A 23,640-nucleotide genomic window follows, 5' to 3' on the forward strand; every position below is an offset into this window, starting at 1 on the left:
AGTTTTATGAGCAGCAGTAAATTAGATGTAAAACAGCTAAATAGCTTAGCTCTTGCTTATATGGGTGATGCGGTGTTTGATTTGCATGTTCGCCGCCACCTGCTGGTGTTAGGGACAGTGCGCCCTAACCAGCTTCATAATAAAGCTAAAAAATACGTATCAGCAAAAGCACAAGCGCAAATCGTATATTATTTTAAAAATGAAAACTTTTTTACTGAAGAAGAAGAAGGTGTACTGCGCCGAGGACGCAATGCAAAGTCCGGTACAGTCCCTAAAAACACAGATGTGCAAACGTATCGCTACAGTACGGCATTTGAAGCGGTCGTAGGCTATTTGTATCTCTTAGGTGAAGAAGAAAGATTGATGGAACTTATTACTAAAGCTATCTCTTTCGTCGATGAAGGAGAGGGAGGAATGAATCATGGAACATGAATTTATCATTGGACGTAATCCGGTCCTAGAAGCCCTAAAGTCTGGGCGCGACATTAACAAACTATGGATTGCCGAAGGATCGCAAGGCGGTTCTATGGGGCAAATCACGCAGTTAGCAAAACGTAATGGTGTATTGGTGCAGTTTGTACCGAAAAAGAAAATTGAGCAAATGGTAGACGGTATTCATCAAGGAGTAGCTGCACAAGTTGCTGCTTATCAGTATGCAGAGTTAGATGATTTATTTAACTTAGCGGAAAAACGTAATGAAAGTCCGTTTTTTCTTCTGTTAGATGAGCTTGAAGATCCCCATAATTTAGGTTCTATTATGCGAACAGCCGATGCCGTTGGCGCACACGGTATTATTATTCCAAAGCGTCGTTCAGTTGGATTGACGGCCACTGTAGCTAAGGCGTCTACAGGAGCGATTGAACATATTCCTGTAGCAAGGGTAACAAACCTATCAAGGACGATTGATGAATTAAAAGATCGAGGCGTATGGATTGTTGGAACAGATGCGAAAGAAAGCGACGATTACCGCAACTTAGATGGAGGTATGCCGCTTACATTAGTGATTGGAAGCGAAGGAAAAGGCATGAGTCGTTTGATTCGTGAAAAATGCGACTTCCTTGTACAGCTTCCAATGGTTGGGCATGTTACATCGTTAAATGCATCTGTAGCAGCTAGTCTTCTCATGTATGAGGTTTACCGAAAACGCCATCCTCTAGGTGAATAAGAATGGATATTCTACTGGTGGATGGTTATAACATGATAGGTGCGTGGCCCGACCTAAGAAAGCTTAGAGATAATGATTTAGCCAGTGCCCGAGACCTGTTAATCGAAAAGATGGCAGAGTATCAAGCATATATGGGCTATCGTGTCATTATTGTCTTCGATGCTCATATGGTCGAAGGAATTGAAAAGAAGGCAAAAAATCATAAGGTTGACGTTGTATTTACAAGAGAAAATGAAACAGCGGATGAGTACATTGAAAAGCTGGCTCAAGAGCTAAACAATGTAAAGACACAGATCCATGTTGCTACATCTGATTTTACGGAGCAGTGGGCAATCTTTGGACAAGGTGCGCTTAGAATTTCTGCTCGAGAATTGTACAACGAAATTGAGCAAATTGAGAAACATATTAATCTTGATGTGAAGTCTATTCAAAATCAAAAGCCAGCGGCACGCATTCAACTTTCCAATCAAGTAGCCGAAATTTTCGAAAAATGGCGTCGGGGACAGCGGTGAGGTTATTGACGGTACGGAATTAGCTACTGTATAATATTTCTATCTACTGTGCGGTCGGGGGGATCGATATGGGCGATAATTATGGGAGAAAACTGCATGCTCATTTCGAACAACAAGAGGATGAAACAGTTGTCGATCTTGTGCATAAAGGCGATATTGACGCATTAGAGTATTTGATTCATAAATACAAAAACTTTGTGCGAGCAAAGGCGCGGTCATATTTTTTAATTGGGGCAGACCGTGAAGATATTGTACAAGAAGGTATGATAGGGTTATATAAGGCAATTAGAGATTTTAGAGAAGATAAGCTAACTTCTTTTAAAGCTTTTGCTGAACTTTGCATTACCCGGCAAATTATTACCGCTATTAAAACCGCAACAAGGCAAAAACATATTCCATTAAACTCTTATGTATCATTGGACAAGCCAATATATGATGAAGAGTCCGACCGAACCTTAATGGATGTTATTTCGGGGACAAAAGTAGCAAATCCAGAAGAATTGCTCATTAATCGAGAGAAGTTTGATGATATTGAATTAAAGATGGCTGAACTGTTAAGTGATCTTGAGCGAAAAGTTCTTGTTCTTTATTTAGATGGTCAATCTTATCAAGAGATTTCAGAAGAGTTAAACCGCCACGTCAAATCCATCGATAATGCACTTCAGCGTGTGAAGAGGAAATTAGAGCGCTACCTCGAGATTCGTGAAATCACAATGTAGCCTTCTATCCTCATATTGACATGCTAAGAAAGTCTGTGATACTTTTTTATAGACATTATCACTCTATAGGTGGTTGACATTATGCGTAAAAAAGTTGTACTTGCGTGTGTGCAATGCGCTAGTCGTAACTATACGACTATGAAAAACACACAGCAAAACGAAGAGCGTTTAGAAATGAAGAAGTTTTGCAAAACGTGTAACGCACATACGATTCATCGTGAAACAAAGTAGATCAATAATCTGCACAGACTAATACCCCTTTTAATTTATTGGAGGTTACAAACATGAACCGTGTAGGAAATTTCTTGCGTGATGTTGGGCGTGAGATGAAGAAGGTAAGTTGGCCTAAAAAAAATGAGCTAACTCGTTATACAATTACTGTTATTTCTACAGTTGTATTTATGACACTCTTTTTTGTAGTAGTTGATTACGGAATTTCGTCACTTATTCGTTTAATCCCTTGAATAAATTGACTTAAATCATGGTATAATAAAGCTAAATTATGTTTTTTTCAGAAAAGCCCGGAGACGGGTTTTTTAATTTGCTTTAAGAATGATTGTGCTAGGAGTCAACTATTTTCCTAGTGCGTTGTCTGTGCAATAGATTAGGACATCTTATTTTATAGTGAGCTGGGAGGGAAGGACGTATAGTCCTCAGAAATGGAGAAAAATTGGTATGTAGTCCATACTTATTCTGGATATGAAAATAAAGTAAAAACAAATTTAGAAAAGCGCGTAGAAACAATGGGTATGCAAGATAAAATTTTCCGCGTTGTTGTTCCTGAAGAAGAAGAAAGAGAAATTAAGAACAACAAAGAAAAGATTACAAAGAAAAAAGTATTTCCAGGGTACGTGTTAGTTGAAATCATCATGACGGATGATTCATGGTATGTAGTTCGTAATACCCCTGGTGTTACGGGCTTTGTAGGTTCAGCAGGTTCTGGATCAAAGCCAACTGCTCTTCTACCAGAAGAAGTAGAAATGATCTTAAAACAAATGGGCATGGACGAGCAGCATGCTGACTTTGACTTTGAACTAAAAGAAACAGTATTGGTTCAAGAAGGTCCGTTTGCAAACTTCGAAGGTACCATTGAAGAAATTGATACAGATAAACGTAAAGTTAAGGTTCATGTAGATATGTTCGGAAGACAAACGCCCGTAGAGCTAGACTTTACACAAATTGAAAAAATATAATCTGTAAGACCTTGCAATTCATGAAGTTTAATGTTAATATTTCATAAGTCAGTATGTCTCAAAACTAGAGACTAAAACAACTATTTCTTTATTTTATATATAAAGAACATTGAGTGGGAGGGCATCGCCCTATTACCACATCACGGACTTAAGGAGGTGTGTCTCGTGGCTAAAAAAGTAATTAAACTTGTTAAGTTACAAATTCCTGCAGGTAAAGCAAATCCAGCGCCACCAGTTGGTCCTGCATTAGGTCAAGCCGGTGTTAACATCATGGGTTTCTGTAAGGAGTTTAACGCTCGCACAGCTGATCAAGCTGGTCTTATCATTCCTGTTGAAATCACGGTATTTGAAGACCGTTCATTTACATTTATTACGAAAACTCCACCTGCTGCTGTACTACTTAAGAAAGCGGCTGGTATTGAGTCTGGTTCTGGTGAACCAAACCGTAATAAAGTTGCAACAGTCAAGCGTGACAAAGTGCGTGAGATTGCTGAAACTAAAATGCCTGACTTAAACGCTGCTAGCGTTGAATCTGCAATGCGCATGGTAGAAGGTACAGCGCGCAGTATGGGAATCGTAGTTGAAGACTAATTCCATTTGATTGGGTGTTAGAAGGTTGCGAGAAATGGAAGTTTTCCTATGCTCGCAACCTTTATTAGTGGGAGGTTATTCCGTTAAAACCACATAAGGAGGAAACAAAAATGGCTAAAAAAGGTAAAAAGTACGTTGAAGCTGCTAAGCTTGTAGATCGTACACAAACTTATTCAGTACAAGAAGCGATTGAATTAGTAAAGAAAACAAACACAACTAAATTTGATGCAACTGTAGAAGTAGCATTCCGTTTAGGAGTTGACCCTAAGAAAGCTGACCAACAAATTCGTGGTGCAGTAGTACTACCAAACGGTACAGGTAAAACTCAACGTGTATTAGTATTCGCTAAAGGCGAAAAAGCTAAAGAAGCTGAAGCTGCAGGCGCTGACTACGTTGGCGATGCTGACTACATCAACAAAATCCAACAAGGTTGGTTCGAGTTCGATGTAATCGTAGCTACTCCAGACATGATGGGTGAAGTTGGTAAACTTGGTCGTGTATTAGGACCTAAAGGTTTAATGCCAAACCCTAAAACTGGTACAGTAACATTTGATGTTCAAAAAGCAGTTAACGAAATCAAAGCTGGTAAAGTAGAATACCGTGTTGATAAAGCTGGTAACATCCACGTACCAATCGGTAAAGTATCTTTCGAAGAGAGCAAGTTAGTTGAAAACTTCACTACAATCTTCGAAACTATGGTAAAAGCTAAGCCGGCAGCAGCAAAAGGCACATACATGAAGAACGTAGCTGTTACTTCAACAATGGGCCCTGGTATCAAAGTTGATACTGCTTCATTCTCTGCTTAATAAATTTGGAAATAAATCGGTGTTGACTTTTTGAAAGTCCCTGATTATAATAGATAATGTTGTTAAAAAGAATAACATTTGTACCGTAGACAGTAGGTGCTGCAAAGCTTAATTTCCTACCGAGGTGTGTGAGATAAATTAGTGAAACGTTATGGTTCGCTTACTACACCTCCATGTCTTTATTGTCATGGAGGTTTTTTATTGCACCTTGTCTGAGTGTACGGAAGGAAATCTACAGGAGGTGTAAAGATGAGCAACGTAATTGAACAAAAGAAACAAGTCGTAGACGAAATTGCTGAAAAACTTCAAGCGAGTAACTCAATAGTTGTCGTTGACTACCGTGGTTTGAATGTTGCTGAAGTTACTGAACTTCGTAAGCAATTACGTGAAGCAGGCATTGAGTTCAAAGTTTACAAAAACACTTTAACTCGCCGTGCTGTAGAAAAACTTGAACTAACAGATCTTAATGATGCGTTAGTAGGTCCAAATGCAATCGCATTTGGTGGAGAAGATGTTGTTGCTCCAGCTAAAATTTTAAACAACTTCGCTAAAGAACACGAAGCGTTAGAAATCAAAGCTGGTGTAATTGAAGGTAATGTTGCATCTGTTGAAGAAATTAAAGCACTTGCAGAACTACCATCTCGCGAAGGCTTACTTTCTATGTTGCTTAGCGTGCTTCAAGCTCCAATTCGCAACCTTGCTCTTGCTACAAAAGCTGTGGCAGATCAAAAAGAAGAACAAGGTGCATAATCTAGTCTGTTATATATAACACAATCACAAGGAGGAAATTAACAATGACTCAAGAACAAATCATTGAAGCAGTTAAAAATATGACTGTTTTAGAACTTAACGATTTAGTAAAAGCAATCGAAGAAGAATTTGGCGTAACTGCTGCTGCTCCTGTAGCTGTAGCTGGCGGTGCTGCTGGTGAAGCTGCTGCTGAGAAAACTGAATTTGACCTAGTACTTGAAAGTGCTGGCGGACAAAAAATCAAAGTTATCAAAGTAGTACGTGAAATCACTGGTCTTGGCTTAAAAGAAGCTAAAGAAATCGTTGATAACGCTCCAAAAGCTCTTAAAGAAGGTATTTCTAAAGAAGAAGCTGAAGAAGCAAAAGCTAAACTTGAAGAAGTTGGCGCTTCTGTAGAAGTTAAGTAATTACTGCTTAACAACTGATATAAAAAAGCTCGCTTGTACAAGCGAGCTTTTTTGCTTCTGTCATCCTTTTCATTTATAGTAAAGAAGAACATATTGATTAGGAGGTTCTATTTTGACAGAACATTATTTTTCTAATACACCATCGTCTGCAAGTAATGAAGAGCGCTTTTCATTTGAATTGAGAGGAACCTCTTTTTCATTTACGAGTGACCGCGGTGTTTTTTCAAAAAAAGAGATCGATTTTGGATCGCGCCTGTTAATTGAAACGTTTCAAATGCCCGAGAGTCCCGGCCCGCTTCTGGATGTTGGGTGCGGATATGGCCCAATTGGGTTGGCACTTGCAAAAGAGGACAGCCAAAGAAACGTTCATATGGTTGATGTTAATGAACGTGCATTAGCACTAGCTCAAAAAAATGCTGAAGTTAATTCAGTATCAAATGTTTCAATCTATCAAAGCTCTTGCTATGAAAATGTGAAGGAAACGAATTTTGCAGCTATTCTTAGTAATCCGCCGATCCGTGCGGGTAAAAAAGTTGTTCATGAAATTCTAGAAAAGTCATTAGATCACCTTGCTGACCAAGGAGAACTTTGGATTGTGATTCAGAAAAAGCAAGGAGCACCATCTGCTCTTGCGAAATTAGAATCTCTATTTAATGAAGTAGAAGTAGTAGAAAAGAAAAAAGGGTATTATATCATATGTGCTAAAAAATGTTGACTAATATTTTTTAGTATGTTAGCATTATAAAATGCCAATATATAAATATTCCATATAAGCTCGGGTTATACATAAAATAAAAGGTATAATTTTGAATTATATGGGAAAAACTAATAAAATCAATAGTACGTTTTTATGAAATTGTGGTTTTCTATTTAAAGAGACCATTTTTCTTTTGTTCAATAATAAACATATGGTTTATTATATATTTTGAATAATAACGCTTGATTTGAGGGGTGAATCAGTTGACAGGTCAACTAGTTCAGTATGGACGCCACCGCCAACGCAGAAGTTATGCTCGTATTAGTGAAGTTTTAGAGTTACCGAACTTAATCGAGATTCAAACGGCTTCATACCAATGGTTTTTAGATGAAGGTTTACGAGAAATGTTCCAAGATATTTCTCCAATTGATGATTTTACAGGTAACTTATCACTAGAATTTATTGATTACAGCTTAGGTGAGCCAAAGTATTCAGTAGGAGAGTCTAAAGAACGTGATGTAACTTATGCAGCACCTCTTCGTGTTAAGGTGCGGTTAATTAATAAAGAAACAGGTGAAGTAAAAGACCAAGATGTGTTCATGGGAGATTTCCCATTGATGACCGAAACAGGTACCTTTGTAATTAATGGTGCTGAGCGTGTTATCGTATCACAGTTGGTTCGTTCACCAAGTGTTTACTATAGTGGAAAGCTTGATAAAAACGGTAAAAAAGGATATACAGCAACTGTTATCCCTAACCGTGGTGCATGGCTAGAATATGAAACTGATGCAAAAGATGTAGTATACGTGCGTATTGATCGTACTCGTAAACTGCCAGTAACAGTGCTGTTACGCGCGCTAGGTTTCGGTTCTGACCAAGAGATTATCGATTTAATCGGTGATAATGAATACATCCGTAATACGCTTGAAAAAGATAATACGGAAACAACGGAAAAAGCGCTATTAGAAATCTATGAGCGTTTACGTCCGGGTGAACCACCGACAGTTGAGAATGCGAAGTCTCTATTAGTATCTCGCTTCTTTGATCCAAAACGATATGACTTAGCGAACGTAGGTCGCTATAAAATTAATAAAAAGCTTCATATCAAACATCGCTTATTTAATCAAAAGCTAGCTGAAACATTAGTTGATCCTGAAACAGGTGAAATTATTGCAGAAAAAGGCGCAATGATTGATCGCCGTCTGCTAGATCGCTTGATTCCGATGCTTGAAGGTGGAGTAAACTTCAAAACTTATAGTCCGGTTGGTGGAGTAGTAGAAGACGATGTTACATTACAATCTATTAAGATTTATGCGCCAAATGATCCAGAAGGTGAAAAAGTCATCACTGTATCAGGTAACGCATATGTAACAGAAGAAGTTAAAAATATCACACCTGCTGATATTTTAGCATCAATCAGTTACTTCTTTAACTTGCTTCATCAAGTAGGAGACACAGATGATATCGACCACTTAGGTAACCGTCGTCTGCGTTCTGTAGGTGAATTGTTACAAAACCAATTCCGTATCGGTTTATCTCGTATGGAACGTGTTGTTCGTGAAAGAATGTCAATTCAAGACACGAATACAATCACACCTCAACAGTTAATTAATATTCGCCCAGTTATTGCGGCGATTAAAGAGTTCTTTGGAAGTTCTCAATTATCACAGTTCATGGATCAAACGAATCCATTAGGCGAATTGACGCACAAACGTCGTCTTTCAGCTTTAGGACCTGGTGGTTTAACGCGTGAGCGCGCTGGTTTCGAAGTGCGTGACGTTCACTACTCCCACTATGGCCGTATGTGTCCGATTGAAACGCCAGAGGGTCCGAATATCGGGTTAATCAACTCACTTTCTTCTTATGCAAAAGTAAACAAATTCGGTTTCATCGAAACACCTTACCGTCGTATCGATCCTGAAACAGGTAAAGTGACAGAGCGAATTGACTACTTAACAGCTGATGAAGAAGATAACTATGTTGTAGCCCAAGCGAACGCTCGTCTAGGTGATGATGGTTCATTCTTAGATGAAAATGTCGTTGCACGTTTCCGTGGAGAAAACACGGTTATCCGTCGCGATCGTTTAGACTATATGGATGTATCACCAAAACAAGTTGTATCTGCCGCTACAGCATGTATCCCATTCTTAGAGAACGATGACTCTAACCGTGCATTAATGGGTGCGAACATGCAACGTCAAGCAGTACCTTTATTAAATCCTGAAGCACCAATCGTAGGTACAGGTATGGAATACGTATCTGGTAAAGACTCTGGTGCAGCCGTGATTTGTAAATATCCTGGCGTTGTAGAGCGCGTAGAAGCAAAACAAATTTTTGTTCGCCGCTATGAAGAAGTAGACGGACAAAAAGTTAAAGGTAACTTAGATCAATACAAACTATTAAAATTTGTTCGTTCTAACCAAGGTACTTGTTACAACCAGCGTCCAATTGTTTCAGTTGGCGACGAAGTAGTAAAAGGTGAGATCTTAGCCGATGGTCCTTCAATGGAAAAAGGTGAGCTTGCTTTAGGACGAAACGTAATGGTTGGTTTCATGACATGGGATGGTTACAACTATGAGGATGCCATCATCATGAGTGAACGCCTTGTGAAAGACGATGTATATACGTCTGTTCATATTGAAGAATATGAATCTGAGTCTCGTGATACGAAACTTGGACCTGAAGAAATTACGCGTGACATTCCAAACGTAGGTGAAGATGCGCTTCGCAACTTAGATGAGCGTGGAATCATCCGCATTGGTGCAGAAGTAAAAGATGGAGATCTTTTAGTTGGTAAAGTAACGCCAAAAGGTGTAACAGAACTAACAGCTGAAGAACGTCTTCTACACGCTATTTTCGGTGAAAAAGCGCGTGAAGTTCGTGATACTTCTCTTCGTGTACCGCACGGCGGCGGTGGAATCATTCTTGATGTTAAAGTCTTCAACCGTGAAGATGGCGACGAATTACCACCAGGTGTAAACCAATTAGTCCGTGTATACATTGTTCAGAAGCGTAAAATTTCTGAAGGTGACAAAATGGCCGGTCGTCACGGTAACAAAGGTGTAATTTCACGTATTTTACCTGAAGAAGATATGCCTTACCTACCAGACGGTACGCCAATTGACATCATGTTAAACCCATTAGGGGTACCATCTCGTATGAACATCGGTCAGGTGCTAGAGCTTCATTTAGGTATGGCTGCTCGTAAGCTTGGCATTCACGTTGCGTCTCCAGTATTTGATGGTGCGCGTGAGGAAGATGTTTGGGCAACAATCGAAGAAGCTGGCATGTCTCGTGATGCTAAAACAGTTCTATATGATGGTCGAACAGGTGAACCATTCGATAACCGTGTATCAGTAGGAATCATGTACATGATCAAACTTGCTCACATGGTAGACGATAAACTTCACGCTCGTTCTACTGGACCATACTCACTTGTTACACAGCAACCACTTGGTGGTAAAGCGCAGTTCGGTGGACAGCGTTTTGGTGAGATGGAAGTATGGGCACTTGAAGCATACGGTGCTGCTTACACATTACAAGAGATCTTAACAGTGAAATCAGACGACGTAGTAGGTCGTGTGAAAACATACGAAGCAATTGTTAAAGGTGAAAACATTCCAGAACCTGGCATACCTGAATCGTTCAAAGTATTGATTAAAGAACTACAAAGTTTAGGTATGGATGTGAAGATGCTTTCTGCTGACGAGCAAGAAATTGATATCATGGACTCAGAAGAGGACCATGAGCAACCAACAGAATCAATTATTGCAGATAACGAAGAAAGCCTTTCTGAAGGACAAAAAGATCCTGTCACAAAAGAGTAAGGAATTACTTTCATATAAACGTTAAGGGAAAAAACCTGTAGATTAAAAGGGAGGTAGGCTCCTTGCTAGATGTAAATAACTTTGAGTATATGAAAATCGGTCTAGCTTCGCCAGATAAAATTCGTTCTTGGTCGTACGGTGAGGTAAAAAAACCTGAAACGATCAACTATCGTACGTTAAAACCTGAAAAAGACGGCTTATTCTGTGAGCGTATTTTTGGTCCACAAAAAGACTGGGAATGTCACTGCGGAAAATATAAGCGCGTTCGTTATAAAGGTGTTGTATGTGATCGTTGTGGCGTAGAAGTTACGCGCGCAAAAGTTCGTCGTGAACGTATGGGTCACATCGAACTAGCTGCACCTGTTTCACATATTTGGTACTTCAAAGGTATTCCTAGCCGCATGGGACTTGTCTTAGACATGTCCCCTCGTGCGCTAGAGGAAATCATTTATTTTGCTTCTTATGTAGTAACGGATGCTGGTGATACACCACTTGAAAAGAAACAGCTTTTATCAGAGAAAGAGTACCGTGCGTATCGTGAGAAGTACGGACAAACTTTCCATGCAGCAATGGGTGCTGAAGCTGTTAAGAAATTATTACATGACATTGATCTTGATAAAGAAGTAGATGCTTTAAAAGAAGAATTGAAAACTGCTCAAGGTCAACGTCGTACACGTGCTATTAAACGTTTAGAAGTACTAGAGGCTTTCCGTCATTCTGGTAACGAACCTTCTTGGATGATTTTAGACGTTCTACCGGTTATTCCGCCAGAACTTCGTCCAATGGTTCAATTAGATGGTGGACGCTTTGCTACGTCTGATCTAAATGATTTATATCGCCGTGTAATTAACCGTAACAACCGCTTAAAGCGTTTATTAGACCTTGGAGCTCCTAGCATCATCGTTCAAAACGAAAAGCGTATGCTTCAAGAAGCTGTAGATGCATTAATCGATAATGGTCGTCGCGGCCGTCCGGTAACAGGACCAGGTAACCGTCCATTAAAATCTCTTTCTCACATGTTAAAAGGTAAGCAAGGTCGCTTCCGTCAAAACTTGTTAGGTAAACGTGTTGACTACTCTGGCCGTTCGGTAATCGTTGTAGGTCCGAACTTAAAGATGTATCAATGTGGTCTTCCAAAAGAAATGGCGTTAGAGCTTTTCAAACCTTTCGTAATGAAAGAGCTTGTTGAACGCGGTTTAGCTCATAACATCAAGAGTGCAAAACGTAAAATTGAACGTGTGCAACCTGAAGTATGGGACGTATTAGAATCGGTTATTAAAGAGCATCCAGTTCTTTTAAACCGTGCACCAACTCTACACAGACTAGGTATTCAAGCATTTGAACCTACGCTTGTAGAAGGTCGCGCTATCCGTCTTCACCCGCTTGTATGTACAGCATATAACGCTGACTTTGACGGTGACCAAATGGCGGTTCACGTTCCATTATCTGCAGAAGCACAAGCAGAAGCACGTATCTTAATGCTTGCTGCTCAAAATATCTTGAACCCTAAAGATGGTAAACCAGTTGTTACACCTTCACAGGATATGGTATTAGGTAACTACTACTTAACACTTGAGCGTGAAGAGGCAGTTGGAGAAGGTATGGTGTTCAAAGATACGAACGAAGCACTATTAGCGTACCAAAACGGTTATGTGCATCTTCATACACGTGTAGCTGTGTATGCAGGTTCTTTAAACAACGAAACGTTTACAGAAGCACAAAATCAACAATTGCTTGTTACAACGGTTGGTAAATTAGTTTTCAACGAAATTTTACCAAAATCGTTCCCATACATTAACGAACCAACAAGAGAAAACTTAGAAGTGAAAACTCCTGAGAAGTATTTTGTTGAAAAAGGTGCAGACGTGAAGGAATTCATCAAGAATCAACCGGCTATCGCACCGTTCAAGAAAAAAATCTTAGGAAATATCATCGCTGAAGTATTTAAACGTTTCAAAATTACTGAGACTTCTAAAATGCTTGACCGCATGAAAGACCTAGGTTTCAAATATTCTACTAAAGCTGGTATTACAGTTGGTGTAGCTGATATCGTGGTTTTAGGAGAAAAAGAAGTTATCTTAACAGAAGCGCAAGCTAAAGTAGATAACGTACTAAAACAATTCCGTCGCGGTTTAATTACTGAAGATGAGCGTTATGACCGTGTTATCTCTGTATGGAGCAGCGCGAAAGACGTTATCCAAGGTAAATTAATGGCGTCATTAGACAAACGCAACCCAATCTTCATGATGAGTGACTCTGGTGCCCGTGGTAACGCATCTAACTTCACTCAGCTTGCAGGTATGCGTGGACTAATGGCCAACCCGTCTGGTCGTATCATTGAGTTACCAATCAAATCTAGTTTCCGTGAAGGTTTAACAGTATTAGAGTACTTTATCTCTACCCATGGTGCACGTAAAGGTCTTGCCGATACGGCTCTTAAAACAGCTGACTCTGGTTACCTTACTCGTCGTCTGGTTGACGTGGCACAAGACGTTATCGTACGTGATGACGACTGTGGTACAGATCGCGGTATTCTGGCTGTTGCAATCAAAGAAGGAACAGAAGAAATTGAAAAACTTGATGAGCGTCTAATTGGACGTTATGCAAGAAAAACAGTACTTCACCCAGGAACAAACGAAGTGTTAGTGAAAGAAAACGAACTAATTACAGAAGACTTAGCTGAAACAATTGTGGATGCTGGTGTTGAAGAAGTATGGATTCGTTCTGCATTCACATGTAACACTCGCCACGGTGTATGTAAAAAATGTTACGGTCGTAACCTTGCAACTGGTTCAGAAGTTGAAGTGGGTGAAGCAGTTGGTATCATCGCTGCTCAATCTATCGGTGAGCCAGGTACACAGTTAACGATGCGTACATTCCATACAGGTGGGGTTGCTGGAGACGATATCACTCAAGGTTTACCGCGTATCCAAGAGATCTTCGAAGCGCGTAACCCTAAAGGTCAAGCCGTTATTTCTGAAATTGAAGGTACAATTGCCGGGATTTCTGAAGGACGCGATCGTCAACACGAAATTACTGTTCAAGGAGAGATTGAAACTCGTTCTTACACAGCTCCGTACAGTGCACGTCTGAAAGTTATTGAAGGACAGCGCATTGCACGTGGTCAAGAATTAACGGAAGGTTCAATTGATCCTAAAGAATTACTAAAAGTAAAAGACATCACGGCTGTACAAGAGTACTTGCTTCGTGAGGTGCAAAAAGTATACCGTATGCAAGGGGTAGAAATTGGAGATAAGCACGTAGAGGTAATGGTTCGCCAAATGCTTCGTAAAGTGCGCGTAATGGATTCAGGAGATACAGATGTATTACCAGGTTCGTTACTTGATATTCACCAATTCACTGATGCAAATGAAAAAGTATTACTTGAAGGCAATCGTCCAGCGACAGGTCGTCCTGTATTACTTGGTATTACAAAAGCATCTCTTGAAACTGATTCCTTCTTATCTGCTGCATCATTCCAAGAAACAACGCGTGTTCTTACGGATGCTGCAATCAAAGGAAAACGTGATGAGTTGCTTGGACTTAAAGAGAATGTTATCATTGGTAAGCTAGTTCCGGCTGGTACAGGTATGACGAGATATCGTAATGCTGAACCAATCAAAAACCAAGCCGAAGAAACGGTAACAATCGACTAATTATAAAATCATTACTCTAGAATGGATGTTTTTTAAAAAAACTACGAAACGTTAGTTGACATCCATTCTAGGGAATGATACTATATCAAAGGTGCTCCTATAAACTACCTGTTACTTTGGAGGATATGATAATGTCTTATGAAAAAGTATTACAGGCTGATCATATTATTGTAGGAACAAAGCAGACGGTGAAAGCATTAAAAAAAGGTACAGTAAAGGAAGTCATCATTGCTGAAGACGCTGATTTTTATGTCACATCCATTGTGGCAAAAACGGCACAGCAAGAAAACGTTCCGTATACGTATGTCCCTTCTATGCGAAAGCTTGGTCAAGCTTGTAGGATAGAAGTTAACGCTGCAACTGTTGCAATTATTAGTTAACACGTTTTTGAACTTTTAGTTTCAAAGACTTTGTTTTTTGCTAAAAAATGAACCACCTGGATGTGTGGTCTTACAAAAGGCGAAAGGAGGAAAATTTAAATGCCTACTATTAACCAATTAATCCGTAATGGTCGTGTGAGTAAAGGTAAAAAATCTGACTCACCTGCTTTAAACAGAGGTTACAACAGCTTCAAAAAAGCTCAAACTAACCAATCTTCTCCACAAAAACGTGGTGTATGTACACGTGTGGGTACTATGACACCGAAGAAACCGAACTCGGCTCTTCGTAAATATGCTCGTGTACGTTTAACAAACGGTATCGAGGTAACAGCTTATATCCCAGGTATTGGTCACAACTTACAAGAACACAGCGTGGTACTTATCCGCGGTGGACGTGTAAAAGATTTACCAGGGGTACGTTACCATATCGTACGTGGTGCACTTGATACTGCTGGTGTGGATGGCCGTATGCAAGGTCGTTCTAAATATGGTACTAAGCGACCAAAAGCAGCTAAAAAATAATAGCTTAACAATTAATAGATAAACTTTTAAAAGTGAAAGGAGGAAGTAGAATGCCACGTAAGGGACCTGTTGCAAAAAGAGACGTATTACCAGATCCGATTTACAATTCTAAGCTTGTATCTCGCTTAATCAACAAAATGATGCTTGATGGAAAGCGCGGTAAGTCACAAGCTATTCTTTATAGAGCATTCGATTTAGTACAAGAGCGCAGTGGTAAAGAAGCTATGGAAGTATTCGACCAAGCTCTTAAAAACATCATGCCTGTACTAGAAGTTAGAGCACGCCGTGTAGGGGGTTCTAACTACCAAGTTCCTGTAGAAGTACGCCCAGAGCGTCGTACTACTTTAGGTCTTCGTTGGTTAGTAAACTATGCTCGTCTTCGTGGAGAAAAAACGATGGAAGAGCGTTTAGCTAACGAAATCCTTGATGCAGCTAACAACACTGGTGCTGCAGTTAAGAAACGTGAAGATACTCACAAAATGGCAGAAGCTAATAAAGCATTTGCTCATTACCGTTGGTAATCTTTTAACGAAACTTTTTAAAAAACAAATTATAATATGGAAGGAGAAATACCTAAGATGGCAAGAGAGTTCTCCTTAGAAAACACTCGTAATATTGGGATCATGGCTCACATTGATGCTGGTAAAACAACAACAACTGAGCGTGTTCTTTATTATACTGGCCGTATCCATAAAATTGGTGAAACTCATGAAGGAGCTTCACAAATGGACTGGATGGAGCAAGAGCAAGAACGTGGTATTACTATCACGTCTGCTGCGACAACTGCTTCTTGGAAAGGTCACCGCGTTAACATCATCGATACTCCTGGACACGTAGACTTCACTGTTGAAGTTGAGCGTTCATTACGTGTACTTGATGGCGCTGTGGCAGTTCTTGATGCTCAATCTGGTGTTGAGCCTCAAACAGAAACAGTATGGCGTCAAGCGACTACGTACGGTGTTCCCCGTGTCGTATTCGTTAACAAAATGGACAAAATTGGTGCTGACTTCTTGTACTCTGTAAAAACGATCCACGATCGTTTAGGTGCAAATGCTCACCCAATTCAGTTGCCAATCGGTGCTGAAGATGACTTCGAAGCAATCATTGACCTTGTGGAAATGAAAGCATACTTCTACGAAGACGACTTAGGTACTCGTTCAGAATCTCGTGAAATTCCTGAGGAATACAAAGAGCAAGCTGAAGAATACCGTGCAAGCCTAGTAGAAGCTGTTGCAGAACTTGACGAAGAATTAATGATGAAGTACTTAGACGAAGGCGAGCTTACAGTTGAAGAACTAAAAGCTGGTATCCGTAAAGGTACTTGTGACGTTGAATTCTACCCAGTTATCTGTGGTTCAGCATTCAAAAACAAAGGTGTACAATTAATGCTAGATGCGGTAATTGATTACCTACCATCTCCAGTTGATGTACCAGCAATCCAAGGTATCGTACCTGACACAGAAGAAGAAGTTACGCGTGAGTCTAGCGACAACGCTCCTTTCTCAGCATTAGCGTTCAAAGTTATGACGGACCCTTATGTTGGTAAATTAACATTCTTCCGTGTGTACTCTGGTGTACTAAGCTCTGGTTCATACATCAAAAACTCTACAAAAGGTAAGCGTGAGCGTGTAGGTCGTATCCTACAAATGCATGCTAACTCTCGTGAAGAGATTTCTGAAGTATACGCTGGAGATATCGCGGCAGCTGTAGGATTAAAAGATACTTCTACTGGTGATACTCTATGTGACGAAAAGAGTCTTGTAATTCTTGAGTCTATGGAATTCCCAGAGCCAGTTATCTCTTTATCTGTTGAGCCAAAATCAAAAGCTGACCAAGATAAAATGACTACAGCTCTTCAAAAGTTACAAGAAGAAGATCCAACTTTCCGTGCGGAAACTAATACAGAGACTGGTCAAATCATCATCTCTGGTATGGGTGAGCTTCACCTTGATATCATCGTTGACCGTATGCGTCGCGAATTCAAAGTAGAAGCAAACGTTGGTGCTCCTCAAGTAGCTTACCGTGAAACTTTCCGCGCTGGTGCGAAAGTTGAAGGTAAATTCGCTCGTCAATCTGGTGGTCGTGGACAATTCGGTCACGTTTGGATTGAGTTCGAACCTAACGAAGAAGGAAAAGGCTTTGAATTTGAGAACAAAATCGTTGGTGGTGTAGTTCCACGTGAATACATCCCTGCAGTTCAAGCTGGTCTTGAAGATGCATTACAAAACGGTGTTCTTGCTGGATATCCATTAATCGATATCAAAGCTGCTTTAGTTGATGGATCTTACCATGACGTTGACTCAAGTGAGATGGCGTTTAAAATTGCCGCTTCTATGGCTCTTAAAAACGCAGTATCAAAATGTAACCCAGCTATCCTTGAACCAATGATGAAGGTTGAAGTTGTTATCCCTGACGAATACTTAGGAGATATCATGGGTGACGTTACGTCTCGTCGTGGACGTGTAGAAGGTATGGAAGCACGCGGTAACGCTCAAGTTGTACGTGCATTCGTTCCACTTTCTGAAATGTTTGGTTATGCAACTGCATTACGTTCAAACACTCAAGGTCGCGGAACATATTCTATGCACTTCGATCACTACGAAGAAGTTCCTAAATCAATTTCAGAAGAAATTATTAAAAAAAATAAAGGTGAATAATTGATTTTCACTCTTTATTGAAGTATAACTACTTATGTACGCTGTGAAAGTGGAGCTCATTCCCTTTCACGGCCTCATAAACCATAAACTACATGAATTTTAAGGAGGATTTTCGAATGGCTAAGGAAAAATTCGACCGTTCAAAAACACATGCCAATATCGGTACAATTGGTCACGTTGACCATGGTAAAACAACTTTAACAGCTGCTATCACTACTGTTCTTGCTAAGAAAAGTGGTAAAGGTGCAGCAATGGCTTACGACATGATCGACGCTGCTCCAGAAGAGCGCGAGCGTGGAATCACAATCTCAACTGCACACGTTGAGTATGAAACTGACACTCGTCACTATGCACACGTTGACTGCCCAGGACATGCTGACTATGTTAAAAACATGATCACTGGTGCTGCTCAAATGGATGGCGGTATCTTAGTAGTATCTGCTGCTGATGGTCCAATGCCACAAACTCGTGAGCACATCCTTCTTTCTCGTCAAGTAGGTGTACCTTACCTAGTTGTATTCTTAAACAAATGTGACATGGTAGACGACGAAGAGTTACTTGAATTAGTAGAAATGGAAGTACGTGACCTTCTTTCTGAATACGACTTCCCTGGTGACGATGTACCAGTAATCAAAGGTTCTGCTCTTAAAGCTCTTGAAGGCGACGCTGATTGGGAAGCTAAAATCATCGAGCTTATGGACGCTGTTGATGAGTACATCCCAACTCCAGAACGTGACACTGAAAAACCATTCATGATGCCAGTTGAGGACGTATTCTCAATCACTGGTCGTGGTACAGTTGCTACAGGTCGTGTAGAGCGTGGACAAGTTAAAGTTGGTGACGTTATCGACATCATCGGTTTAACTGAAGAGCCAAAATCTACTACTGTAACAGGTGTAGAAATGTTCCGTAAGCTTCTTGACTATGCTGAAGCTGGCGACAACATCGGTGCTTTACTTCGTGGTGTAGCACGTGAAGAAATCCAACGTGGACAAGTATTAGCTAAACCAGGCTCAATCACTCCACACACTAAATTTACTGCTGAAGTATACGTTCTTTCTAAAGACGAAGGTGGACGTCACACTCCATTCTTCACAAACTACCGTCCACAGTTCTACTTCCGTACAACTGATGTAACTGGTATTTGTAACTTACCTGAAGGCGTAGAAATGGTAATGCCTGGCGACAACATCGAAATGACTGTTGAACTTATCGCTCCAATCGCGATTGAAGAAGGTACTAAATTCTCAATCCGTGAAGGTGGACGTACAGTAGGCGCTGGCGTTGTAGCTAAAATCAGCGAGTAATTTCTCGTTTCAGTAAAGGGAGTAGGGTAACCTACTCCTTTTTTATTTGGTGATAAAAGGTAAAGATAGTTTTTACTATTACACTTGCAAAATGATCTCCTTTTATATATAATGAAAAAAGTGTGCGACACATGAAAAAGTTTTTTAACTTTATTGTTGCAATATGAACCCATTTTTAGTATAATAAAAATGTTGGTCTTTGACTGCGATGATGCGGAAGGTTGCCGACACACCCGGCCGCTTTGCCATGGCGAGTGTGGGGAAATTTCCGCGGAGAATGTCTATTGTAAAATAGGCGAAAAAGGAGGGAAAATAATGGCAAAAGAAAAAATTCGCATTCGTTTAAAAGCATATGATCACAGAATTCTTGATCAATCTGCTGAGAAAATCGTAGAAACTGCAAAACGTTCTGGTGCGGCTGTATCTGGTCCGATTCCATTACCGACTGAAAAATCAATTTATACAATTCTACGTGCAGTACACAAATATAAAGATTCTCGTGAGCAGTTCGAAATGCGCACGCATAAACGCTTAATTGATATCGTGAATCCAACACCACAAACTGTTGATTCATTAATGCGTTTAGACTTACCATCTGGTGTAGATATCGAAATTAAACTTTAATTTAAAATAAAGAATGAAAAGATACTTAGGAGGTGTGACTAATGGCCAAAGGAATCTTAGGAAGAAAGATCGGTATGACTCAAGTATTTGCTGAAAATGGTGACTTGATCCCAGTAACAGTAATTGAAGCTTCTGCTAACGTAGTTCTTCAAGTTAAAAACGCTGAGACAGACGGTTACGAAGCAATCCAATTAGGTTTCGAAGATATCCGTGAAAAACTATCTAACAAACCTGCAAAAGGACATGCTACTAAAGCTAATACTGCTCCTAAGCGCTTCATCCGTGAGTTACGCGGTGTGGACGCTTCAGCATATGAAGTTGGTCAAGAAGTCAAGGTTGATATTTTCGCAGAAGGCGATGTAATTGATGTAACAGGAATCTCAAAAGGTAAAGGTTTCCAAGGTGCTATTAAACGCCACGGACAATCTCGCGGACCTATGTCTCATGGTTCTCGCTACCACCGTCGCCCAGGTTCAATGGGTCCTGTAGCTCCAAACCGCGTATTCAAAGGTAAACTATTACCAGGACGCATGGGTGGAGAGCGCATCACTGTGCAAAACTTATCAATCGTTAAAGTTGACGCAGAACGCAATCTTTTATTAGTAAAAGGTAACGTGCCAGGAGCTAGAAAATCTCTAGTTACTGTTAAATCTGCAGTTAAATCTAAATAATAATTCTTCGAGAAAGGAGGAATAACCAATGCCAAAAGTAGCATTGTTTAACCAAAACGGTGAAAACGTTGGAGAAATCGAACTTCAAGATGCCGTTTTCGGTATCGAACCAAACAACAAAGTACTTTTCGACGCGATCGTAATGCAACGCGCATCTCAACGTCAAGGTACTTCTAAAGTTAAAAATCGTTCTGAAGTAAGAGGCGGTGGCCGTAAGCCATGGCGTCAAAAAGGTACTGGTCGTGCTCGTCAAGGATCTATCCGTTCTCCACAATGGCGTGGTGGTGGCGTAGTATTTGGTCCAGTTCCAAGAAGCTATAGCTACAAATTACCTAAAAAAGTTCGTCGTTTAGCAATTAAGTCTGCATTATCAACTAAAGCTCAAGATAACAGCATCGTTGTTCTTGAAGCTCTTTCTTTTGACGCTCCAAAAACAAAAGAAATGGTAGCAGTTCTTAAAAACCTAACAGTAGAACGCAAAGCATTAGTAGTAACTGCGGATCTTAACGAAAATGTTGCACTTTCAGCACGTAATATTCCTGGTGTAACAGTTGTTGCAGCTAATGGTTTAAGCGTATTAGACGTTATGAACCATGATAAGCTTGTAATCACTAAAGACGCAGTTGAAAAAGTAGAGGAGGTGCTTGCATAATGAAAGATCCTCGTGATATTATTAAGCGCCCCGTAATTACAGAACGTTCAACAGACTTAATGGCTGAGAAAAAATATACGTTTGATGTTGATGTAAGAGCTAATAAAACTGAGGTTAAAGATGCTATCGAAAAAATCTTTGACGTAAAAGTTGAAAAAGTAAACATCATGAACTACAAAGGTAAATTCAAGCGTGTAGGTCGCTACAGTGGTCTTACTAACCGTCGTCGTAAAGCGGTAGTAACACTAACTCAAGAGAGCAACGAAATCGAATTCTTCGAAGCTTAAGATTACTAGAGAAGGAGGGAAATTGAGATGGCGATTAAAAAGTATAAACCAACCTCAAATGGTCGTCGTGGCATGTCAGTTTCTGATTTCGCTGAAATTACTACTGACAAACCAGAAAAATCGTTACTTGCACCTGTCAAGAGAAAAGGTGGTCGTAACAACCAAGGTAAATTGACTGTTCGTCACCAAGGTGGTGGGCACAAGCGTCAATACCGTATCATCGATTTTAAACGCGATAAAGATGGAATACCTGGACGCGTTGCTACAATCGAATATGATCCAAACCGTTCAGCTAACATCGCATTAATTCATTATGCTGATGGTGAAAAACGTTACATCCTTGCTCCTAAAAACCTAAAAGTAGGTTTAGAAGTTATGTCAGGTCCTGAAGCTGACATTAAAGTAGGTAACGCGCTTCCTTTAGCTAACATTCCTGTTGGTACAGTAGTACACAACATCGAATTGAAACCTGGTAAAGGTGGACAATTAGTTCGTTCTGCAGGTACATCTGCTCAAGTACTTGGTAAAGAAGGTAAATACGTATTAGTACGTTTAACTTCTGGTGAAGTACGCATGATCCTTGCAACTTGTCGTGCAACTGTAGGTCAAGTTGGTAACGAACAACACGAGTTAATCAACATCGGTAAAGCCGGTCGTTCTCGTTGGTTAGGTATCCGTCCAACTGTACGTGGTTCTGTAATGAACCCTAACGATCACCCACACGGTGGTGGTGAAGGACGTTCTCCAATCGGACGTAAGTCTCCAATGAGTCCATGGGGTAAACCAACACTTGGTTACAAAACTCGTAAGAAGAAAAACAAATCCGATAAATTTATCGTTCGTCGTCGTAAAAAATAACGGGATTGAGCTACGGTTCAAACGAACCGTAGGACAATCACGAAGGGAGGTTCATTTATGGGTCGCAGCTTAAAGAAAGGACCTTTTGTAGATGACCATTTAATCAACAAAATTGAGAAGTTAAACGAAACTGACAGCAAGCAAGTAGTAAAAACTTGGTCTCGTCGTTCAACTATCTTCCCTCAGTTCATTGGTCATACAATTGCTGTATATGACGGTCGTAAACATGTACCAGTTTATGTTACTGAAGACATGGTAGGTCACAAACTTGGTGAATTCGCACCATCTCGTACTTACAAAGGTCACGCAAGTGATGATAAGAAAACAAGACGCTAATATGAGAGGAGGCTTTTAAATGCAAGCTAAAGCTGTCGCGAGAACAGTACGTATTGCTCCTCGTAAAGTTCGTTTAGTTGTAGATTTAATTCGAGGTAAGCAAGTGGGTGAAGCGCTAGCAGTGCTACTTCACACGCCAAAGGCTGCTTCTCCAGTCGTTGAGAAAGTATTAAAATCTGCTATTGCCAATGCAGAACACAATTATGAAATGGACGCTAACAATTTAGTTATTACTGACGCTTTTGTTAACGAAGGTCCAACTTTAAAACGTTTCCGTCCACGCGCTATGGGACGTGCAAGCCAAATTAACAAGCGCACAAGCCACATCACAATCGTGGTATCAGAAAAGAAGGAGGGATAATTCATGGGTCAAAAGGTAAATCCGGTCGGTCTTCGCGTCGGTGTCATCCGTGATTGGGAATCAAGATGGTTCGCTGGCAAAGACTACGCTGACTTATTACATGAAGACTTAAAAGTACGTGAATATATCGCTAAACGTTTAAACGATGCAGCTGTTTCTAAAGTTGAAATCGAACGCGCTGCTAACCGCTTAAACGTAACGATCCACACTGCAAAACCTGGTATGGTAATTGGTAAAGGTGGTACTGAAGTAGAATCACTTCGTAAAGCTCTTAACCAATTAACAGGCAAGCGTGTACACATTAACATCCTTGAAATTAAACGAGCAGATTTAGATGCTAAACTAGTAGCTGAAAACATCGCTCGCCAACTTGAGAACCGTGTATCATTCCGTCGTGCTCAAAAGCAAGCTATCCAACGTAGTATGCGTGCTGGCGCACAAGGTATCAAAACAATGGTATCTGGTCGTTTAGGCGGAGCTGATATTGCTCGTTCTGAATATTACAGTGAAGGTACAGTTCCACTTCATACACTTCGCGCTGATATTGACTATGCTCACGCTGAAGCAGATACTACTTATGGTAAACTTGGTGTGAAAGTATGGATCTATCGTGGAGAGGTTCTTCCTACTAAAAAGAAAACTGAGGAAGGAGGAAAATAATT

At 40.3% G+C, this 23,640-nt stretch carries 27 protein-coding genes and 1 other annotated feature; all 27 genes read left to right on the forward strand.

Going from position 1 to position 23,640, the window contains the following annotated elements; genetic code table 11:
• Positions 1 to 6: 6 nt before the first annotated feature.
• Positions 7 to 432: a Mini-ribonuclease 3 gene (locus U9R83_RS00575; RefSeq protein ID WP_014462035.1), complete on the forward strand. Its 426-nt coding sequence runs from the start codon at positions 7 to 9 to the stop codon at positions 430 to 432.
• On the forward strand, positions 422 to 1,165 hold the full coding sequence (gene rlmB, locus U9R83_RS00580) for a 23S rRNA (guanosine(2251)-2'-O)-methyltransferase RlmB (protein WP_014462034.1): 744 nt from the start codon (positions 422 to 424) through the stop codon (positions 1,163 to 1,165). The genes U9R83_RS00575 and rlmB overlap by 11 nt, the downstream gene beginning before the upstream one ends.
• 2 nt (positions 1,166 to 1,167) lie before the next feature.
• Positions 1,168 to 1,677 carry an NYN domain-containing protein gene (locus U9R83_RS00585; protein ID WP_014462033.1) on the forward strand — a complete coding sequence of 170 codons (510 nt, stop codon included), beginning with the start codon at positions 1,168 to 1,170 and terminating at the stop codon, positions 1,675 to 1,677.
• 68 nt (positions 1,678 to 1,745) lie between these two features.
• The gene (gene sigH, locus U9R83_RS00590) at positions 1,746 to 2,396 is read left to right on the forward strand and encodes an RNA polymerase sporulation sigma factor SigH (protein ID WP_013054910.1); all 651 of its coding nucleotides are present in this window, start codon (positions 1,746 to 1,748) and stop codon (positions 2,394 to 2,396) included.
• A gap of 81 nt (positions 2,397 to 2,477) precedes the next feature.
• Entirely contained in the window at positions 2,478 to 2,627 is a 150-nt protein-coding gene (gene rpmG, locus U9R83_RS00595; protein ID WP_013081365.1) for a 50S ribosomal protein L33, read from the forward strand.
• A gap of 53 nt (positions 2,628 to 2,680) precedes the next feature.
• Positions 2,681 to 2,860 carry a preprotein translocase subunit SecE gene (gene secE, locus U9R83_RS00600; protein WP_013054912.1) on the forward strand — a complete coding sequence of 60 codons (180 nt, stop codon included), beginning with the start codon at positions 2,681 to 2,683 and terminating at the stop codon, positions 2,858 to 2,860.
• Between the two features lie 195 nt (positions 2,861 to 3,055).
• Positions 3,056 to 3,589 carry a transcription termination/antitermination protein NusG gene (gene nusG, locus U9R83_RS00605; RefSeq protein WP_014462032.1) on the forward strand — a complete coding sequence of 178 codons (534 nt, stop codon included), beginning with the start codon at positions 3,056 to 3,058 and terminating at the stop codon, positions 3,587 to 3,589.
• 165 nt (positions 3,590 to 3,754) lie between these two features.
• Complete coding sequence (gene rplK, locus U9R83_RS00610; RefSeq protein WP_013054914.1) at positions 3,755 to 4,180, forward strand: 50S ribosomal protein L11; 426 nt, start codon at positions 3,755 to 3,757, stop codon at positions 4,178 to 4,180.
• 110 nt (positions 4,181 to 4,290) lie between these two features.
• A complete protein-coding gene (gene rplA, locus U9R83_RS00615) occupies positions 4,291 to 4,986 on the forward strand; it encodes a 50S ribosomal protein L1 (RefSeq protein WP_013054915.1) in 696 nt (231 codons plus the stop codon).
• Between the two features lie 65 nt (positions 4,987 to 5,051).
• Positions 5,052 to 5,195 (forward strand) — a sequence feature (ribosomal protein L10 leader region).
• 40 nt (positions 5,196 to 5,235) lie between these two features.
• Positions 5,236 to 5,736: a 50S ribosomal protein L10 gene (gene rplJ / locus U9R83_RS00620; protein ID WP_013054916.1), complete on the forward strand. Its 501-nt coding sequence runs from the start codon at positions 5,236 to 5,238 to the stop codon at positions 5,734 to 5,736.
• Between the two features lie 44 nt (positions 5,737 to 5,780).
• Entirely contained in the window at positions 5,781 to 6,143 is a 363-nt protein-coding gene (rplL, locus tag U9R83_RS00625; protein WP_013054917.1) for a 50S ribosomal protein L7/L12, read from the forward strand.
• A 112-nt stretch (positions 6,144 to 6,255) separates the two neighbouring features.
• On the forward strand, positions 6,256 to 6,858 hold the full coding sequence (locus U9R83_RS00630; protein ID WP_013081367.1) for a class I SAM-dependent methyltransferase: 603 nt from the start codon (positions 6,256 to 6,258) through the stop codon (positions 6,856 to 6,858).
• A gap of 245 nt (positions 6,859 to 7,103) precedes the next feature.
• A complete protein-coding gene (gene rpoB, locus U9R83_RS00635) occupies positions 7,104 to 10,667 on the forward strand; it encodes a DNA-directed RNA polymerase subunit beta (protein ID WP_028412662.1) in 3,564 nt (1,187 codons plus the stop codon).
• A 62-nt stretch (positions 10,668 to 10,729) separates the two neighbouring features.
• Entirely contained in the window at positions 10,730 to 14,323 is a 3,594-nt protein-coding gene (rpoC, locus tag U9R83_RS00640) for a DNA-directed RNA polymerase subunit beta' (RefSeq protein WP_013054920.1), read from the forward strand.
• Positions 14,324 to 14,454: 131 nt separating this feature from the next.
• Complete coding sequence (locus tag U9R83_RS00645) at positions 14,455 to 14,703, forward strand: 50S ribosomal protein L7ae-like protein (protein ID WP_013054921.1); 249 nt, start codon at positions 14,455 to 14,457, stop codon at positions 14,701 to 14,703.
• Positions 14,704 to 14,802: 99 nt separating this feature from the next.
• Positions 14,803 to 15,225 (forward strand): 30S ribosomal protein S12, encoded by a 423-nt coding sequence (gene rpsL, locus U9R83_RS00650; protein ID WP_013054922.1) that lies wholly within the window; start codon positions 14,803 to 14,805, stop codon positions 15,223 to 15,225.
• 50 nt (positions 15,226 to 15,275) lie between these two features.
• Complete coding sequence (gene rpsG / locus U9R83_RS00655; RefSeq protein ID WP_013054923.1) at positions 15,276 to 15,746, forward strand: 30S ribosomal protein S7; 471 nt, start codon at positions 15,276 to 15,278, stop codon at positions 15,744 to 15,746.
• 57 nt (positions 15,747 to 15,803) lie between these two features.
• Complete coding sequence (gene fusA, locus U9R83_RS00660) at positions 15,804 to 17,882, forward strand: elongation factor G (RefSeq protein ID WP_028412663.1); 2,079 nt, start codon at positions 15,804 to 15,806, stop codon at positions 17,880 to 17,882.
• Positions 17,883 to 17,998: 116 nt separating this feature from the next.
• A complete protein-coding gene (gene tuf / locus U9R83_RS00665) occupies positions 17,999 to 19,189 on the forward strand; it encodes an elongation factor Tu (RefSeq protein ID WP_013054925.1) in 1,191 nt (396 codons plus the stop codon).
• Between the two features lie 315 nt (positions 19,190 to 19,504).
• Positions 19,505 to 19,813, forward strand: coding sequence for a 30S ribosomal protein S10 (gene rpsJ, locus U9R83_RS00670; protein WP_013054926.1), 309 nt, complete (start codon positions 19,505 to 19,507; stop codon positions 19,811 to 19,813).
• A 41-nt stretch (positions 19,814 to 19,854) separates the two neighbouring features.
• The gene (gene rplC, locus U9R83_RS00675) at positions 19,855 to 20,484 is read left to right on the forward strand and encodes a 50S ribosomal protein L3 (RefSeq protein WP_013054927.1); all 630 of its coding nucleotides are present in this window, start codon (positions 19,855 to 19,857) and stop codon (positions 20,482 to 20,484) included.
• Between the two features lie 28 nt (positions 20,485 to 20,512).
• Positions 20,513 to 21,136, forward strand: a complete 624-nt coding sequence (rplD, locus tag U9R83_RS00680) for a 50S ribosomal protein L4 (protein WP_013081372.1) — start codon at positions 20,513 to 20,515, stop codon at positions 21,134 to 21,136.
• The gene (gene rplW / locus U9R83_RS00685) at positions 21,136 to 21,423 is read left to right on the forward strand and encodes a 50S ribosomal protein L23 (protein WP_013054929.1); all 288 of its coding nucleotides are present in this window, start codon (positions 21,136 to 21,138) and stop codon (positions 21,421 to 21,423) included. Before rplD ends, rplW begins: the two co-directional genes overlap by 1 nt.
• Before the next feature lie 27 nt (positions 21,424 to 21,450).
• A complete protein-coding gene (rplB, locus tag U9R83_RS00690; protein ID WP_013081374.1) occupies positions 21,451 to 22,281 on the forward strand; it encodes a 50S ribosomal protein L2 in 831 nt (276 codons plus the stop codon).
• Between the two features lie 57 nt (positions 22,282 to 22,338).
• Positions 22,339 to 22,617 (forward strand): 30S ribosomal protein S19, encoded by a 279-nt coding sequence (gene rpsS, locus U9R83_RS00695; RefSeq protein ID WP_013054931.1) that lies wholly within the window; start codon positions 22,339 to 22,341, stop codon positions 22,615 to 22,617.
• Between the two features lie 19 nt (positions 22,618 to 22,636).
• The gene (rplV, locus tag U9R83_RS00700; protein ID WP_013054932.1) at positions 22,637 to 22,978 is read left to right on the forward strand and encodes a 50S ribosomal protein L22; all 342 of its coding nucleotides are present in this window, start codon (positions 22,637 to 22,639) and stop codon (positions 22,976 to 22,978) included.
• 3 nt (positions 22,979 to 22,981) lie between these two features.
• On the forward strand, positions 22,982 to 23,638 hold the full coding sequence (gene rpsC / locus U9R83_RS00705; RefSeq protein ID WP_013054933.1) for a 30S ribosomal protein S3: 657 nt from the start codon (positions 22,982 to 22,984) through the stop codon (positions 23,636 to 23,638).
• Positions 23,639 to 23,640: the final 2 nt, after the last annotated feature.

This window comes from Priestia sp. LL-8, assembly GCF_036227845.1.
In the GTDB taxonomy this organism is placed as follows: domain Bacteria; phylum Bacillota; class Bacilli; order Bacillales; family Bacillaceae_H; genus Priestia; species Priestia zanthoxyli.

Bases quoted from the DNA above. Each gene is read 5' to 3' on its own strand.
- U9R83_RS00575 (WP_014462035.1), top strand. From the start codon at position 7: ATGAGCAGCAGTAAATTAGATGTAAAACAGCTAAATAGCTTAGCTCTT.
- rlmB (WP_014462034.1), top strand. From the start codon at position 422: ATGGAACATGAATTTATCATTGGACGTAATCCGGTCCTAGAAGCCCTA.
- U9R83_RS00585 (WP_014462033.1), top strand. From the start codon at position 1,168: ATGGATATTCTACTGGTGGATGGTTATAACATGATAGGTGCGTGGCCC.
- sigH (WP_013054910.1), top strand. From the start codon at position 1,746: ATGGGCGATAATTATGGGAGAAAACTGCATGCTCATTTCGAACAACAA.
- rpmG (WP_013081365.1), top strand. From the start codon at position 2,478: ATGCGTAAAAAAGTTGTACTTGCGTGTGTGCAATGCGCTAGTCGTAAC.
- secE (WP_013054912.1), top strand. From the start codon at position 2,681: ATGAACCGTGTAGGAAATTTCTTGCGTGATGTTGGGCGTGAGATGAAG.
- nusG (WP_014462032.1), top strand. From the start codon at position 3,056: ATGGAGAAAAATTGGTATGTAGTCCATACTTATTCTGGATATGAAAAT.
- rplA (WP_013054915.1), top strand. From the start codon at position 4,291: ATGGCTAAAAAAGGTAAAAAGTACGTTGAAGCTGCTAAGCTTGTAGAT.
- rplJ (WP_013054916.1), top strand. From the start codon at position 5,236: ATGAGCAACGTAATTGAACAAAAGAAACAAGTCGTAGACGAAATTGCT.
- rplL (WP_013054917.1), top strand. From the start codon at position 5,781: ATGACTCAAGAACAAATCATTGAAGCAGTTAAAAATATGACTGTTTTA.
- U9R83_RS00645 (WP_013054921.1), top strand. From the start codon at position 14,455: ATGTCTTATGAAAAAGTATTACAGGCTGATCATATTATTGTAGGAACA.
- rpsL (WP_013054922.1), top strand. From the start codon at position 14,803: ATGCCTACTATTAACCAATTAATCCGTAATGGTCGTGTGAGTAAAGGT.
- rpsG (WP_013054923.1), top strand. From the start codon at position 15,276: ATGCCACGTAAGGGACCTGTTGCAAAAAGAGACGTATTACCAGATCCG.
- fusA (WP_028412663.1), top strand. From the start codon at position 15,804: ATGGCAAGAGAGTTCTCCTTAGAAAACACTCGTAATATTGGGATCATG.
- tuf (WP_013054925.1), top strand. From the start codon at position 17,999: ATGGCTAAGGAAAAATTCGACCGTTCAAAAACACATGCCAATATCGGT.
- rpsJ (WP_013054926.1), top strand. From the start codon at position 19,505: ATGGCAAAAGAAAAAATTCGCATTCGTTTAAAAGCATATGATCACAGA.
- rplC (WP_013054927.1), top strand. From the start codon at position 19,855: ATGGCCAAAGGAATCTTAGGAAGAAAGATCGGTATGACTCAAGTATTT.
- rplD (WP_013081372.1), top strand. From the start codon at position 20,513: ATGCCAAAAGTAGCATTGTTTAACCAAAACGGTGAAAACGTTGGAGAA.
- rplW (WP_013054929.1), top strand. From the start codon at position 21,136: ATGAAAGATCCTCGTGATATTATTAAGCGCCCCGTAATTACAGAACGT.
- rplB (WP_013081374.1), top strand. From the start codon at position 21,451: ATGGCGATTAAAAAGTATAAACCAACCTCAAATGGTCGTCGTGGCATG.
- rpsS (WP_013054931.1), top strand. From the start codon at position 22,339: ATGGGTCGCAGCTTAAAGAAAGGACCTTTTGTAGATGACCATTTAATC.
- rplV (WP_013054932.1), top strand. From the start codon at position 22,637: ATGCAAGCTAAAGCTGTCGCGAGAACAGTACGTATTGCTCCTCGTAAA.
- rpsC (WP_013054933.1), top strand. From the start codon at position 22,982: ATGGGTCAAAAGGTAAATCCGGTCGGTCTTCGCGTCGGTGTCATCCGT.